This window comes from Amycolatopsis sp. NPDC001319 (genome assembly GCF_042896185.1).
In the GTDB taxonomy this organism is placed as follows: Bacteria; Actinomycetota; Actinomycetes; order Mycobacteriales; family Pseudonocardiaceae; genus Amycolatopsis.
The window spans coordinates 799,624-815,127 of sequence record NZ_JBIAWY010000002.1 but is presented as its reverse complement, the minus strand read 5'-3'; the positions used below and the strand labels follow the sequence as shown (position 1 = coordinate 815,127).

Here is a 15,504-nt window from a genome sequence, read left to right as displayed (position 1 = left end):
TTCGTGGAGATCAGCTCGCACCCCGTGCTGACCATGCCGGTGCAGGAGACCCTGGAAGGCGCGGGCCGCACGGCCGTGACCGGGACGTTGCGCCGCGACCAGGGCGGGCTGCAGCGCTTCCTGACCTCGGCCGCGGAGGCCTTCGTCCGTGGCGTGCCGGTGGACTTCACGCCGTACACCGGCGGCGGCCGGCCCATCGAGCTGCCGACCTACGCCTTCCAGCACCAGCACTTCTGGGCCATTCCGGCCGAGCCGGAGCCCGTGGTGCACGCCGACCCGGCCGACGCCGAGTTCTGGGCGGCCGTGGAGGGTCAGGACCTCGACTCGCTCACGGCGAGCCTCGACGTCGACGGTGCCTCGCTGGCCGCCGTGCTGCCCGCGTTGTCGAACTGGCGCCGGCGCCGGCAGGACGCGTCCACAGTGGACTCCTGGCGGTACCGGCCGGTCTGGAAGCCGCTGACCGGGCTGCCGAGCGGCATCCTGTCCGGCACCTGGCTGCTGGTCACGACCGAGGGCCACGAGGGCGCCGAGATCGCCCGGGGCCTGCACGCCGCCGGCGCGCAGGTGCGGACCCTCGTGCTCGACGAGTCCTGCAGCGACCGCTCCGTGCTCGCCGGACGGCTGCCGGTGGACGAGGAGATCACCGGCGTCGTCTCGCTGCTGGCGCTGGCCGAAGCGCCCCACGGCGAGTTCCCGGAGCTCGCGAGTGGCCTCGCGCTCACCGTCGCACTGGTCCAGGCGCTCGGGGACGCCGGGCTCGACGCTCCGCTGTGGACGGTCACCACCGGTGCCGTCGCCACCAACCGCGCCGACACCGTGACCCACCCGGCCCAGGCGCAGGTGCACGGCGTCGGCTGGACCACCGCGCTGGAGCACCCGGATCGCTGGGGCGGTGTGGTCGACGTTCCGGAGCAGCCGGACGAACGCGCGGTCGCGCGCCTGGTGACCGTGCTGTCCGGCGCGACCGGGGAGGACCAACTGGCCGTGCGCGCGTCGGGGGTCTTCGCCCGCCGCGTCGTGCGGGCTCCGGCCGGGACGACCGAACGCGCGTGGACGCCGGCCGGCACCACGCTCGTCACCGGCGCGACCGGGACGCTCGGCCCGCACCTGGCCCGCTGGCTCGCCCGCGAGGGCGCGCCGCACGTCGTGCTCACCAGCCGCCGCGGCCTCGACGCGCCCGGCGCGCGCGAGCTGGTCGCGGAGCTGGCCGAGCTGGGCACCGAGGCCGAGGTCGTGGCCTGCGACATCAGCGACCGCGCTCAAGTCGAGGCGATGCTCGCCGGGCTGCGCGACGCGGGCCGCGAGATCCGCAACGTGCTGCACACGGCCGCGTTCATCGGACTGCAGACGCTGGCCGAGACGTCGATTGAGACGTTCGCGGAGGTCATCCGCGCGAAGGTCGTGGGCGCGCGGCTGCTCGACGAGCTGCTGCCCGAGGACCTCGACTCGTTCGTGCTCTACTCGTCCACCGCCGGCATGTGGGGCAGTGGCCAGCACGCCGCCTATGTGGCGGGCAACGCGTTCCTCGCCGCGCTCGCCGAGCACCGCCGCGCCCGCGGCCTGCGGGCGACGTCGGTCTCGTGGGGCATCTGGGCCGACGACCTGCAGCTCGGCCGCGTCGACCCGGCGCAGATCCGCGGTAGCGGCCTGGTGTTCATGGACCCGAAGCTCGCGCTCTCGGGCCTGCGCACGGCGCTCGACGGCGACGACACCGTGGTCGCCGTGGCCGATGTGGACTGGGACCGCTACCACGCGGTGTTCACCGCGATGCGCCCGACGAACCTGTTCGCCGAGGTGCCCGAGGTCAAGCTGCTGCAGGCCACCGAACAGGAGACCGCCGGCACGGTGGCGGAAGGCGAGTTCGCCGCGCAGCTGCGCGCGCTGAGCCCGGCCGAGCAGGAAGACCGGCTCCTGGCGCTGGTCCGCACCGAGGCGTCCGCCGTGCTGGGGCTGGCCGATCCGGCGGACCTGGCCGAGGAACGGGCGTTCCGCGACGTCGGCTTCGACTCGCTCACGGCCGTCGACCTGCGCAACCGCCTCGCGACCGCGACCGGGCTGACGCTGCCGACCACGATGGTGTTCGACTACCCGAACCCGTTGGCACTGGTGGAGTTCCTCCGCACCGAGGTCGCCGGTGCCACCGTGGCGACCGGCGGACCGGCGGCCGCGATCGCGACCGACGAGCCCATCGCCATCATCGGCATGAGCTGCCGCTACCCGGGCGGCGTCGGTTCACCCGAGCAGCTGTGGGAGCTGGTTTCCGAGGGCCGTGACGTGATCTCCGGCTTCCCCGCCGACCGCGGCTGGGACGCCGACGCGATCTTCGACCCGGACCCCGACGTCAACGGCAAGACCTACTCGACCCAGGGCGGGTTCCTGCACGACGTCGCCGACTTCGACGCGGGTTTCTTCGGGATCTCGCCGCGGGAGGCGCTGTCGATGGACCCGCAGCAGCGGCTGCTGCTGGAGACCGCGTGGGAGGCGTTCGAACGCGCCGGTCTCGACCCGTCGGCCCTGCGCGGCAGCCTCACCGGCACGTTCATCGGCGCCAGCTACCAGGACTACGGCGAGAGCGCCGCGGCCGGTGCCGAGAACTCCGAGGGCCACATGATCACCGGCGCGCTCTCCAGCGTGCTGTCCGGCCGGCTGTCCTACCTGTTCGGGCTCGAGGGCCCGGCGATCACGCTCGACACGGCCTGTTCGTCGTCGCTGGTCGCGCTGCACCTGGCGTGCCAGTCGCTGCGCGGCGGGGAGAGCTCGCTCGCGCTGGCTGGCGGGGTGTCGGTGATGTCGACGCCGAACGCGTTCATCGGCTTCAGCCGCCAGCGCGCGATGGCGCCCGACGGCCGTTGCAAGGCCTACTCCGACTCGGCCGACGGCATGAGCCTCGCCGAGGGTGTCGGCCTCGTGCTGGTGGAGCGCCTGTCCGACGCGCGGCGCAACGGGCATCCGGTGCTCGCCGTGATCCGCGGCTCGGCGATCAACCAGGACGGCGCGTCCAACGGCCTGACCGCGCCCAACGGTCCCGCGCAGCAGCGCGTGATCCGCGCGGCGCTGGCGAACTCGGGCCTGACGGCCGGCGAGATCGACGCGGTCGAGGGCCACGGCACCGGCACGGCGCTCGGCGACCCGATCGAGGCCCAGGCGCTGCTCGCGACCTACGGCCAGGACCGTGAGCGGCCGCTGCTGCTGGGGTCGATCAAGTCGAACATCGGCCACACCCAGATGGCGTCCGGCGTCGCGAGCCTGATCAAGGTCGTGAAGGCGATGGAGCACGGCGTGCTCCCGCCGACCCTGCACGCCGACGAGCCTTCGTCCCATGTGGACTGGGGCACGGGTGCAGTGCAGCTGCTGACCGAGACGACGCCGTGGCCCGGCGGCGACCGGCCGCGGCGCGCCGGGGTGTCGTCGTTCGGGCTCAGCGGCACGAACGCGCACACCGTGGTGGAGCAGGCACCGCCGGTCGACGTGGTCGAGGAGCCGGGTGTCGAGCAGGCCGTTCCGGTCGTCCTTTCCGGACGGTCGCAAGACGCCCTGCGCGCCCAGGCTTCGCGGTTGCTGGACCGGCTCACGGACGAGCCCGGCCTGCGGCTCGCGGACGTCGCGTACTCGCTGGCCGCCGCGCGCTCGGCGTTCGACCACCGCGCGGGCCTGGTCGCGGGCGACCGGGCCGAGCTGCTCGCCGGTCTCACCGCCGTGCGCGACGGAGCGCCTGCGGGGAACCTGGTGACCGGCCGCAGTGCCGGACGCGGGCGCACGGCGTTCCTGTTCACCGGACAGGGCAGCCAGCGCTTGGGCATGGGCCGTGAGCTGTACGAGCGGTTCCCGGTGTTCGCCGACGCCTTCGACGCCGCGTGCGCCTGCTTCGACGCGGAGCTGGACCGGCCGCTGCGCGAGGTCATCTGGGGCGCCGACACCGAGCTGCTCGACCGGACCGGCTCCACGCAGCCGGCGTTGTTCGCGGTCGAGGTCGCGCTCTACCGGCTCGCCGAGTCGTGGGGCGTGCGCGCGGACTATCTCGCCGGGCACTCGATCGGTGAGCTGGCAGCGGCCCACGTCGCCGGGGTGCTGACGCTGGAGGACGCGTGCAAGCTGGTCGCGGCGCGCGGCCGGCTGATGGAGGCGTTGCCCGAGGGCGGGGCGATGATCGCGCTGCAGGCGACCGAGGACGAGGTCACCCCGCTGCTCACCGAAGGCGTGTCCCTGGCCGCGATCAACGGGCCGCGTTCGGTGGTCATCGCCGGTGAGGAGGCCGAAGCCGGGGCCATCGCGCAGCACTTCGCCGCGCTGGAGCGCAAGACCCGCCGCCTGCGCGTGAGCCACGCGTTCCACTCGCCGCGCATGGATGCCATGCTCGACGACTTCCGCCGCGTCGCCGGATCCGTGAGCTTCACGGCGCCGGTGATCCCGTTCGTCTCGAACGTGACCGGCAACCTCGCGACCGAGGAGCAGGTGTGCTCGCCGGAGTACTGGGTGGACCACGTCCGCCGCGCCGTGCGGTTCGCCGACGGCGTGTCCTGGCTCGCGGGTCACGGCGTCACGACGTTCCTGGAGCTCGGGCCCGACGGGGTGCTGTCGGGGATGGCGCAGGAGTCGCTGACCGAAGCGGCGCTCGTGCTGCCCGTGCTGCGCCGCGACCGCGACGAGGTCGCGACCGCGCTCGGTGCGCTCGCCCGCCTGCACGTCCACGGCGTGCCGATCGGGTGGGACGGCGTGTTCGCCGACAACGGCGCGCGGGTCGTCGACCTGCCCACCTACGCGTTCCAGCGCAAGCGTTACTGGCCGGAGCCCGCGGCTCTCGCTCCCGTCGCGGCCGATCCCGCCGACGCCGGCTTCTGGTCCGCCGTCGAGCAGGAGGACGTGACGGCGCTGGCCGAGCAGCTCGGCCTCGACGGCGAGACGCTCCAGCCGATGGTGCCCGCGCTCTCGGCCTGGCGTCGTCGCCGCACCGAACGGGCCACGGTGGACGGCTGGCGTTACCGCGTGGACTGGAAACCGTTCCGGCCCGCCGAACGACGCCTGTCGGGCACGTGGCTCGTGGTGGTCCCGGCGGAGTCCGGCTGGACCCGCGGCGTCGTCGAAGCGCTGGGCACGGACACCGTTGCGGTGCCGAACGTCGACGAGATCGGCGCCGGTCCCTACGCCGGCGTGATCTTGCTGTCGGAGCCCGACGAGACCGGCGAAGGTCATACTCCTGCCGGAGTCCTCAGCGCTGCGGCGCTGGTTCAAGCGCTCGGTGCCGCGAACGTCGATGCTCCACTGTGGATTCTCACCCGCGGCGGGATCTCAGTGGGCCGCGCCGACGCCGGCGTGAGCCCGGACCAGGCCGCGGTGTGGGGCCTCGGCCGGGCAATCGGCCTGGAACACCCCGACCGCTGGGGCGGCTTGATCGACCTGCCCGCGGAGCTGGACTCCGCTGTCGCCGCACGGCTCGTGGCCTCGCTTGCCGGGTCCGGCGACGAGGACCAGCTCGCGGTGCGCGCGTCGGGCGTTTTCGTCCGGCGGCTCGCGCACAGTGTCACCGACCCGAAGACGACGTTCACGCCGACCGGCACCGTCCTCGTCACGGGCGGCACCGGCGGTCTCGGCCGTCGCGTGGCCCGCCGGCTCGCCGCGGAAGGCGCAGAGCACCTGCTGCTGACGAGCCGCCGCGGCCCCGATGCGCCAGGTGCGGCCGAGCTCGCCGAGGAGCTGGCAGAGCTGGGTGCCCGCGTGACGATCGCCGCGTGCGACGTCGCCGACCGCGCCGCCCTTGCGGACCTGCTCGCCGAACACCCGGTGCGGTCCGTCTTCCACACCGCCGGCGTCGTCGACGACGGCGTGCTCGACACCCTGACCCCCGAACGGTTCGACACGGTCTTCGCCGCCAAGGCCACGGCCGTGCGGAACTTGCACGAGCTGGCCGGCGACGTCGACGCGTTCGTCCTGTTCTCCTCAGTCGCCGGCACGCTCGGTGCCGCGGGGCAGGGCAACTACGCCGCCGCCAACGCCTACCTCGACGCGTTCGCCGCCCAGCGCCGCGCCTCGGGCCGGCCGGCGACGTCGATCGCCTGGGGCCCCTGGGCCGACGACGGCATGGCCGGCGACGCGGAGATCGCGAACCGCGTTCGGCGCGGCGGCTTCGGCCTGCTCGACCCCGCCGCGGCGATCACCGCGATGTGGCATGCGATCGAGGCCGGCGACACCGCGCTCGCGGTGCTGGACGTCGACTGGCCGCGCTTCGCGACCGTGCGCCCGGACCCGGTGATTGCCGATCTGCCGGAGGTCCGTGCCCTGGCCCGGACCGACGTCGCGGAGCAGCAGGACGAGAACGCCCTGCGCCGCACGCTCGCCGGGTTGCCCGAAACCGAGCGCGTCCGCGCCGTGCTCGACCTGGTGCTGGTGCGGGTCGCGGCCGTGCTCGGTCACGACGGTACGGGCCAGGTCGAGGCCGACCAGCCGTTCGCGGACCTCGGTTTCGACTCGCTGACCACGGTCGAGCTGCGCAACTCGCTCGCCGCCGCGACCGGGCTGACGCTGCCGTCGACGATCGTGTTCGACCACCCCAGCCCCCGTGCGCTGGCCGCGTTCCTGCTCGGCGAGCTGCTGGGCACGCTCGACACCCCGGTGTCGTCGGCCCCGGCCGCACGCGCGGTGGACGACGACCCGATCGCCGTCGTCGGCATGGCCTGCCGGTACCCGGGCGGGATCCGCTCGCCCGAGGACCTGTGGCAGCTGCTGGTCGAGGGCCGTGACGCCGTGGCGCCGTTCCCGGCCGACCGCGGCTGGGACCTCGAAGCGCTGGCCGCCGGAGCCTCCGCCACGCTGCAAGGCGGGTTCCTCTCCGACGCGGCGGACTTCGACGCGGGCTTCTTCGGCATCTCCCCGCGCGAAGCCCTCGCGATGGACCCGCAGCAGCGGCTCCTGCTGGAGACCACGTGGGAGGCGCTGGAACACGCGGGCATCGACGCCGACGGGCTGCGCGGCAGCGACACCGGCGTGTTCGTGGGGACCAACGGCCAGGACTACGTGCAGCTGCTGCAGAACGCGTCCGCCGACATCCAGGGGCACATCGCCACCGGCACCACGGCGAGTGTGCTGTCCGGCCGCCTTTCCTACACACTCGGGCTGGAAGGCCCGGCCGTCACGGTCGACACGGCCTGCTCGTCTTCGCTGGTCGCCCTGCAGTGGGCGGCGCAGGCGCTGCGCAGCGGCACGTCGTCGCTCGCGCTCGCCGGCGGTGTGTCGGTGATGGCGAGCCCGGGCTCGTTCCTCGAGTTCAGCACGCAGAACGGTCTCGCCGCCGACGGCCGCATCAAGGCGTTCTCCGAGGACGCCGACGGCACGGCCTGGGCCGAAGGCGTCGGCGTGCTGGTGCTGGAGCGCCTGTCCGACGCGATGCGCCACGGCCACGAGGTCTGGGGCGTCGTGCGCGGTGGCGCGGTCAACCAGGACGGCGCGTCCAACGGCCTCACCGCACCCAACGGGCTCGCGCAGCAGCGGGTGATCCGCCAGGCACTGGCCGACGCCGGACTGTCCACTGCGGACATCGACGTCGTCGAGGCCCACGGCACCGGCACGAAGCTGGGCGACCCGATCGAGGCCGGCGCGCTCCTGGCGACCTACGGCCGCGACCGGACCACGCCGTTGCTGCTCGGCGCCGTGAAGTCGAACCTCGGTCACTCGCAAGCCGCCGCGGGCGTCGCCGGCGTGATCAAGGTGCTGCTCTCGATGCGCCACGGCGTGCTGCCGAAGACGCTGCACAGCGAGCGCCCGACCTCGCACGTCGACTGGACCGGCGGCACGATCTCGCTGCTGGACGACGTCACGCAGTGGCCGGAGACCGGCCGCCCGCGCCGCGCCGGGGTGTCCGCGTTCGGCGTGAGCGGCACCAATGCCCACGTGATTCTGGAGCAGGCGCCCGAGCCGGCGCCGGCCGAGCCCGCCGTGATCGAGCCGGTGGCTGTGCCGTGGCTGGTCTCGGGCCGCACCGAGCAGGCGCTCGACGCGCAGATCGCCCGGGTGACCGCGGCCGCCGGTGAGCTGTCGCCGGTGGACGTGGGCTACACGCTCGCGACCGGCCGCGCCGCGCTGCGCCACCGCGCGGTGCTGGTGTCCACTTCGGACGGTGTCGCCGAGGCGGGCCGGACGAAGGCCACGACCGGCCGCACCGCCGTGCTGTTCTCGGGTCAGGGCGCGCAGCGCGCCGGCATGGGCCGCGAGCTCTACGACCGGTTCCCGGTGTTCGCCGAGGCCTTCGACGAGGTGCTCGCGCACTTCGATCGCGAGCTCGACCGCCCGCTGCGCGACGTGATTTTCACGGGTTCGGAGCTGCTCGACGAGACCGCGTACACGCAGCCCGCGTTGTTCGCGATCGAGGTGGCGCTGTTCCGCCTGGCCGCCTCGCTCGGGATCCGGCCGGACTTCGTGGCCGGGCACTCGATCGGCGAGCTGGCCGCGGCGCACGTCGCCGGGGTGTTCTCGCTGGCGGACGCGTGCACGCTGGTCGCCGCTCGCGGCCGGCTGATGCAGGCGTTGCCGGCCGGGGGCGCCATGGTGTCCGTGCAGGCGACCGAGGCCGAGGTCACGCCGCTGCTCTCGGGTGACGTGGCGCTCGCCGCTGTCAACGGCCCGGACGCCGTGGTGCTCTCGGGTGCCGAGGACGCGGTGCTCGCGGTGGTGGCACGGCTGACGGGCCGCAAGACCAAGCGGCTCAGCGTCAGCCACGCGTTCCACTCACCCCTGATGGACCCGATGCTGGACGAGTTCCGGGCCGTGGTCTCCGGATTGACCCTGGCCGAGCCGGAGATCCCGGTCGTGTCCACCGTGACCGGTGCGGTCGCGGCCGCCGGGGAGCTCGCGTCGCCGGAGTACTGGGTGCGCCAGGTGCGCGAGCCGGTGCGGTTCGCCGACGGCGTCGCGACGCTGACCGGCCAGGGCGTGACGACGTTCCTCCAGCTCGGTCCCGACGGGGTGCTCACCGCACTCGCGCAGGCCGGTCTCGGGCAGGACACCGAAGCCATCGCCGCGCTGCGCAAGGGCCGGGGTGAAGAAGCCGCGTGGGCCGGCGCCCTCGGCCGGCTGCACGGTCGCGGGGTCGCCGTGGACTGGGAGGCCTACTTCGCCGGCACCGGCGCCCGACGTGTCGTGTTGCCGACGTACGCGTTCCAGCGCGAGCGCTACTGGCCGGAGTTCGACGCGCAGGTCGCGCCGGATCCGGCGGACGCCGGGTTCTGGGCCGCGGTCGAAGACGCCGACCTCGAGACGCTGTCGGCGAGCCTCGACCTCGACGGCGACCAGCTCGCCACCCTCGTGCCGGCGCTGGCGCGCTGGCGCCGCGGCCGGCAGGACGAGGCGCGGGTGCCGCAGTGGAAGTACGACGTGGTGTGGCGGCCGATCACGCCCGACGGCGGTGCCGAGGGGCGCTGGCTCGTGCTCGTCCCGGCGGAGCGCGACGAGTACGTGACCGCGATCCTGGCCGCCCTGGGTGACACGGCCGTGGCCGCCGAGCTCGACGCGCTGCCCGCGGAGACGGACTTCACCGGAGTGCTGTCGCTGCTGGACGTCGCGCCGGCCGGCCTGCTGGACCGCGTCGACGCTCCACTGTGGTGCGTCACGCGAGGTGCCGTGGCCGTCGGCGACGACGAAGACCTCGACCCGGCGCAGGCCGCGGTGTGGGGGCTCGGCCGGGTGGCCGCGCTCGACGCACCCGAACGCTGGGGTGGCCTCGTCGACCTGCCCGCCGAGCCCGACGACCGTGCCCTCGCCCGGCTGGCCGCAGCGCTGGCGGGCGGCGAAGACCAGGTCGCGGTCCGCTCCGGCGGCGTGTTCGGCCGCCGGATCGTCCGCGCGGTCGCGGGGGAGCGGTGGACGCCGCGGGGCACCGTCCTCGTCACCGGCGGGACGACCGGCACCGGCCTGGCCGTGGCCGGGTGGCTCGCCGAGCACGGCGCCGAGCGGCTCCTGCTCACGGCACCGTCCCTTGTGGACGCTCCGGAGCTGGGCGTGCCGGCCGAGGTCGTCACCGAGCTGTCGGCCGAGCTGGTCGCGGACGTGACCGCCGTGGTCCACGCCGACGACGGCACCGGCCACGGCGACCCGGTCGCCGCGGTGCTCGGCGGCGCCGAAACCCTCGACACCCTGTTCGGCGACCGCGAGCTCGACGCGTTCCTCGTGTTCGGTTCCCTCGCCGGAGCCTGGGGCGCGGCCGGCCGCGCCGACGAAGCCGCCATCGGCGTGCAGCTGGCCGCGATCGCCGAACGCCGGCGCCTGCGTGGCCTGGCCGGGCAGGCGATCGCCTGGGGCGCCTGGGCCGGCACCGACGACGCTCTCGCCGGGCACCTGCGCCTGTCGGGTCTTCCCGCGATGCCACCCGCGGCCGCGGTGACGGCATTGAGCGCCCCGGCCGCGATCGTCGCGGACGTGGAGTGGGAGAAGTTCGCCCCGGCGTTCACCCGGACGCGCCCCACGAACCTGTTCACCGAGCTGCCCGAGTTCACTCAGGCGGTCACGCAGAAGACGGCCGGTCTCGCCGGGGAACTGCGCGAACTGCCGCAGGCGGACCGCATCCGGCGGCTGCTCGCCGCCGTGCGGGAGAAGGCGGCGCTGGTCCTCGGCCACGCGAGCGCCGACGCGGTCGCCGCCGACCTGCCGTTCAAGGACCTCGGATTCGACTCGCTCACCGCGGTCGACCTGCGCAACCAGCTCGGGGACGCCACCGGCTTGGCGCTCCCGGCCACCCTCGCGTTCGACCACCCGACCCCGCAGGTGCTGGCGGCTTTCCTCGACGCCGAGCTGTTCGGCGCCGACGACAGCGGCGCCGGCGTGGTGACCACGGCGGCGGTCACCGACGACCCGATCGTGATCGTCGGCATGAGCTGCCGCTACCCCGGTGGCGTCCGGTCGCCGGAAGACCTGTGGCGCCTCGTCTCCGACGGGGTCGACGCGGTCGGCGACATGCCCGCCGACCGCGGCTGGCCGATGGACGAGCTGTTCGCCGGCGGCCCGGAGACGCCGGGCACGAGCGTGACGCGCCAGGGCGGTTTCCTCTACGACGTCGCGGACTTCGACCCCGGCTTCTTCGGGATCTCGCCGCGCGAGGCCGTGGTGATGGACCCGCAGCAGCGCATCGTGCTCGAAGCCGCGTGGGAGGCGCTGGAACGCGCCGGGGTCGACCCGGCCGGCCTGCGCGGCACCGACGCGGGCGTGTTCGTCGGCGGCGGCAGCGGCGACTACCGGCCCGTGCTCGGCGAAGAGGGCGGGCACTGGCAGACGGCGCAGTCGTCGAGCCTGCTCTCCGGGCGCCTGGCCTACACGTTCGGCCTCCAGGGCCCGACCGTGTCGGTCGACACGGCGTGCTCGTCTTCGCTGGTCGCGATGCACCTCGCCGCCCAGGCCCTGCGCAGCGGTGAGTGCTCGGTCGCGCTGGCCGGCGGGGTCACGGTGATGTCGACGCCGGTGAACTTCGTCGAGTTCAGCGACCTCGGCGCCTTGTCGCCGGACGGACGGTGCAAGGCCTTCTCCGACGAGGCGAACGGCACCGGCTGGGCCGAGGGCGTCGGCATGCTGGTGCTGGAACGCCAGTCCGATGCCGTGCGCAACGGCCACCGGATCCTCGCCGTGGTGCGGGGTTCGGCCATCAACTCCGACGGCGCCTCCAACGGCCTGACCGCGCCCAGCGGTCCGGCGCAGCAGAAGGTGATCCGCAAGGCGCTCGCCGGCGCCGGCCTGCAACCGTCCGAAGTGGACGCGGTCGAAGCCCACGGCACCGGCACGAAGCTGGGTGACCCGATCGAGGCCCAGGCGCTGCTCGCGATCTACGGCGGCGAGCGGGAACACCCGCTGCTGCTGGGGTCGGTGAAGTCGAACCTCGGCCACACGCAGTCGGCCTCGGGTGTCGCGGGCGTGATCAAGATGGTGCTCGCGATGCAGCACGGCGTGCTGCCGAAGACCCTGCACGCCGACGCGCCGACGTCCCAGGTGGACTGGAGCGCGGGGGCGATCGAGCTGGTCGGCGAGTCCCGGGCCTGGCCGGAGGTGGGCCGGGTGCGGCGCGCGGCGGTGTCGTCGTTCGGCGCCAGCGGCACGAACTCGCACGTGATCCTGGAGCAGGCGCCCGAACAGCCCGCGGTCTCGGCCGAGGAGTCCGCCGGGCCGGTACTGGTGCCGGTCTCGGGCCGCACACCAGGGGCGCTGAAGGCGCAGGCCCAGCGGCTGCGCGACCGCCTGCTCGACGAGCCGGGCCTCTCGCCCGCCGAAGTCGCGTACGCGCTGGCCACCACCCGTGCGACGTTCGAGCACCGCGCGACGGTGCTGGCGTCGGACACCGCCGAGCTGCTGGCCGGGCTGACCGCGCTCGCCGAGGGCGCGCCGTCCCCGTCGGTGAGCGAGGGCCGGGCGCGGTCACTGGGCCGCACCGCGTTCCTGTTCACCGGCCAGGGCGCGCAGCGCGCCGGCATGGGCCGCGAGCTCTACGACCGGTTCCCGGTGTTCGCCGAGGCCTTCGACGAGGTCGTGGCCGCGCTGGACGCGCACCTCGAGCGCCCGCTGCGGGAGATCGTGTTCGCCGAGCCCGGCACGGCCGAGGCCGAGCTGCTCGACCGCACGGGCTACACGCAGCCCGCGCTGTTCGCGGTGGAGGTCGCGCTGGTGCGGCTGGTCACCTCGCTCGGCATCCGGCCGGACGTGGTGGCCGGGCACTCGATCGGCGAGCTGGCCGCGGCCCACGTGGCCGGCGTCTTCTCCCTCGCCGACGCCGCCCGCCTGGTCGTCGCCCGCGCGACGCTGATGGACGCGCTGCCGGGGGCCGAGTCGGCGATGGTGTCGATCGAGGCCCGCGAGGACGAGGTCACGCCGCTGCTCACGCCGGGGATCTCGGTGGCGGCGGTCAACGGCCCGGCCGCGGTGGTGGTGGCCGGGGACGAATCGGAGGCCGAAGCGCTCGCCGCGAGGTTCGCGGCCGAGGGCCGGAAGACTAGGCGTTTGCGGGTCTCCCATGCGTTTCACTCACCTCATATGGACGCGATGCTGGACGACTATCGCCGGGTGGCCCGGAGCGTGGCTTACGCCGCTCCGGTGGTGCCGCTCGTGTCCACGGTCACCGGCGCGCCGGCCGGCGACGAGGTGCTCACCCCGGAGTACTGGGTGCGCCACGTCCGCGACGCGGTCCGCTTCGCCGACGGTGTTGCCGGCCTGGCCGAGGCCGGTGCCGATGTGTTCGTGGAGATCGGTCCCGACGGGGTCCTCTCCGCGATGGCGGCGGCGACCCTCGACGACCGCGCGACGCTCGTTCCGGTGCTGCGCAAGGACCGCGGCGAACCGGGCGCGCTGCTCGGGGCGCTGGCCCGGCTGCACGTCGCGGGCCTGAGCCCCGACTGGCGGGCCTTGCTCGGCCGCCACCGCGTGGTGGACCTGCCGACGTACGCCTTCCAGCACGAGCGGTTCTGGCCCGAGAGCCAGGCCCTCGGCGCCGCCCCCGCCGCCGAGTCCTCGCGTGACGACGCTTTCTGGTCGGCCGTGCGGGAGGAGGACTTCGAGCACCTCAGCAGCACGCTCGACGTCGACGCCGGTGCGCTGGGCCAGGTCCTGCCCGCGCTGCTCGGCTGGCACAAGACCGTCGCCGACCGGTCCACAGTGGACTCCTGGCGCCACCGCGTCACCTGGTCGCCGCTGACCGGCGCGGCCGAGGCCGCTCCGGCGGGCACCTGGCTCGCGGTCGTCCCCGAGACGCACGACGGCGACGCCTGGACGGACGCTGCGGTCGCCGCGCTGGGCACCGACGTGGTTCGCCTGGCTGTCGGCGGCCAGGACCGGGCCGCGCTCGCCGAGGAGCTGCGCGCGGCGGGTCCGGTGACCGGAGTCGTCTCGCTGCTCGCCCTCGACGAACGCACGACGTCCGGCGTGCCGCACGGGCTCGCGGCCACCACGACCCTGCTGCAGGCGCTGGGCGACGCGGGGACCACCGCGCCGCTGTGGGCGGTGACGCGGGGTGCGGTGCCGGCGGGCGGCACGGACGTGACCAGCCCGCTGCAGGCCGCCTGCTGGGGGCTCGGCCGCGTCGCCGCGCTGGAACACCCCGACCGCTGGGGCGGGCTCGTCGACCTGCCGGAGATGCTCGACGAGCGTTCGGCCGCCCGCTTCGCCGGTGCCCTCGCGGACCCGGCGGGGGAGGACCAGCTCGCCGTGCGCGCGTCCGCGGTGTTCGGGGCGCGCCTGGCGCCGGCTCCGGCCGGCGGCGAAGCCCGCACCTGGGACCCGACGGGCACGGTGCTCATCACCGGTGGCACCGGCGGACTCGGGGCGCTGGTCGCGCGCCGGCTCGCCAAGGCCGGGTCCGGGCACCTGCTGCTCGCCAGCCGACGCGGCGAGTCCGCGCCCGGGGCGGCCGAGCTGGCTGCCGAGCTCGAAAACCGGGGTGCCCGCGTGACGATCGCCGCCTGCGACGTCGCCGACCGGGCCTCGCTCACCGAGCTGCTGGCTGGGATCCCGGCCGACGTGCCGCTCACCGCCGTGGTCCACACCGCCGGTGTGCTCGACGACGGTGTGCTCGACGGACTCACGCCGGACCGGTTCGAAGCCGTGTTCCGCGCCAAGGTCGGTTCGGCGCTCCTGCTCGACGAGCTGACCCGCGACCACGACCTCGCGGTGTTCGCGCTGTTCGCCTCGGCGTCGGCCGTGGTCGGCAACCCGGGGCAGGCCAACTACTCCGCCGCCAACGCGGTGCTCGACGCCCTCGCCGAACGGCGCCGGGCCGAAGGGCTCGCGGCCACGTCGATCGCGTGGGGCGCCTGGGGCGGAGCCGGGATGGCGACCGGGGCGGCGGCCGAGGTTGCCGCGCGCCGCAGCGGGATCGCCGCGATGGACCCGGATCTGGCCGTGCTCGCACTGCGGCAGCTCGTCACCGAACCACGTCCGACGGCGGTGGTGGTCCAGGTCGACGCCGGGGGCTTCAGCGGCGGACCCGGGCGGCCCAATCCATTGCTGCGCGACCTGCCGGGTTACGTCGAACCGGCAGCGGCCGCGCCGGCCGAGGAGACGTCCGCGTTCCGCGAGCGCCTCGCCGGCCTGCCCGCCGACGAGCGCGAAGAGGCCGTGCTGGACCTCGTGCGGGTGCGAGCCGCGGAGGTGCTCGGGTACGCCGACCTCGACGTGGTGGGACCGGACAAGCCGTTCCGGGACCTCGGGTTCGACTCGCTCGGCGTGGTCGAACTGCGCAACCGCCTCACGGCGGCGACCGGGCTGACGATGCCCTCCACGCTCGTGTTCGACCACCCGACGCCCGAGGCGCTGGCCGCGTACCTCCTGGAGCAGCTGGCTCCGGAAGCGGCCGAGGCCGGCGACGAGGAGACCCGGGTGCGGGCGCTGCTCTCGGCGGTGCCGCTGGCCAAGCTGCGCGAAAGCGGCGTGCTGGACACCTTGCTGCGCCTGGCCGAAGGCGGCGAGGCGGACGCGGGTGCGGACATCGACGACATGGGCGTGGACGACCTCGTGCGGGCCGCGCTGACCGGGCAAGAGCCGACCGAGTGA

At 74.6% G+C, this 15,504-nt stretch carries 1 protein-coding gene (only partly in view); it reads left to right on the top strand.

Annotated features, from left to right (window positions below; translation table 11 throughout):
• Positions 1-15,504 carry the 3' portion of a type I polyketide synthase gene (locus ACFY1H_RS09155; RefSeq protein ID WP_386945642.1) on the top strand. Its footprint begins 11,901 nt before the window's first position, so only the last 15,504 of its 27,405 coding nucleotides appear in the window; its start codon lies off the left edge, out of view; its stop codon occupies positions 15,502-15,504.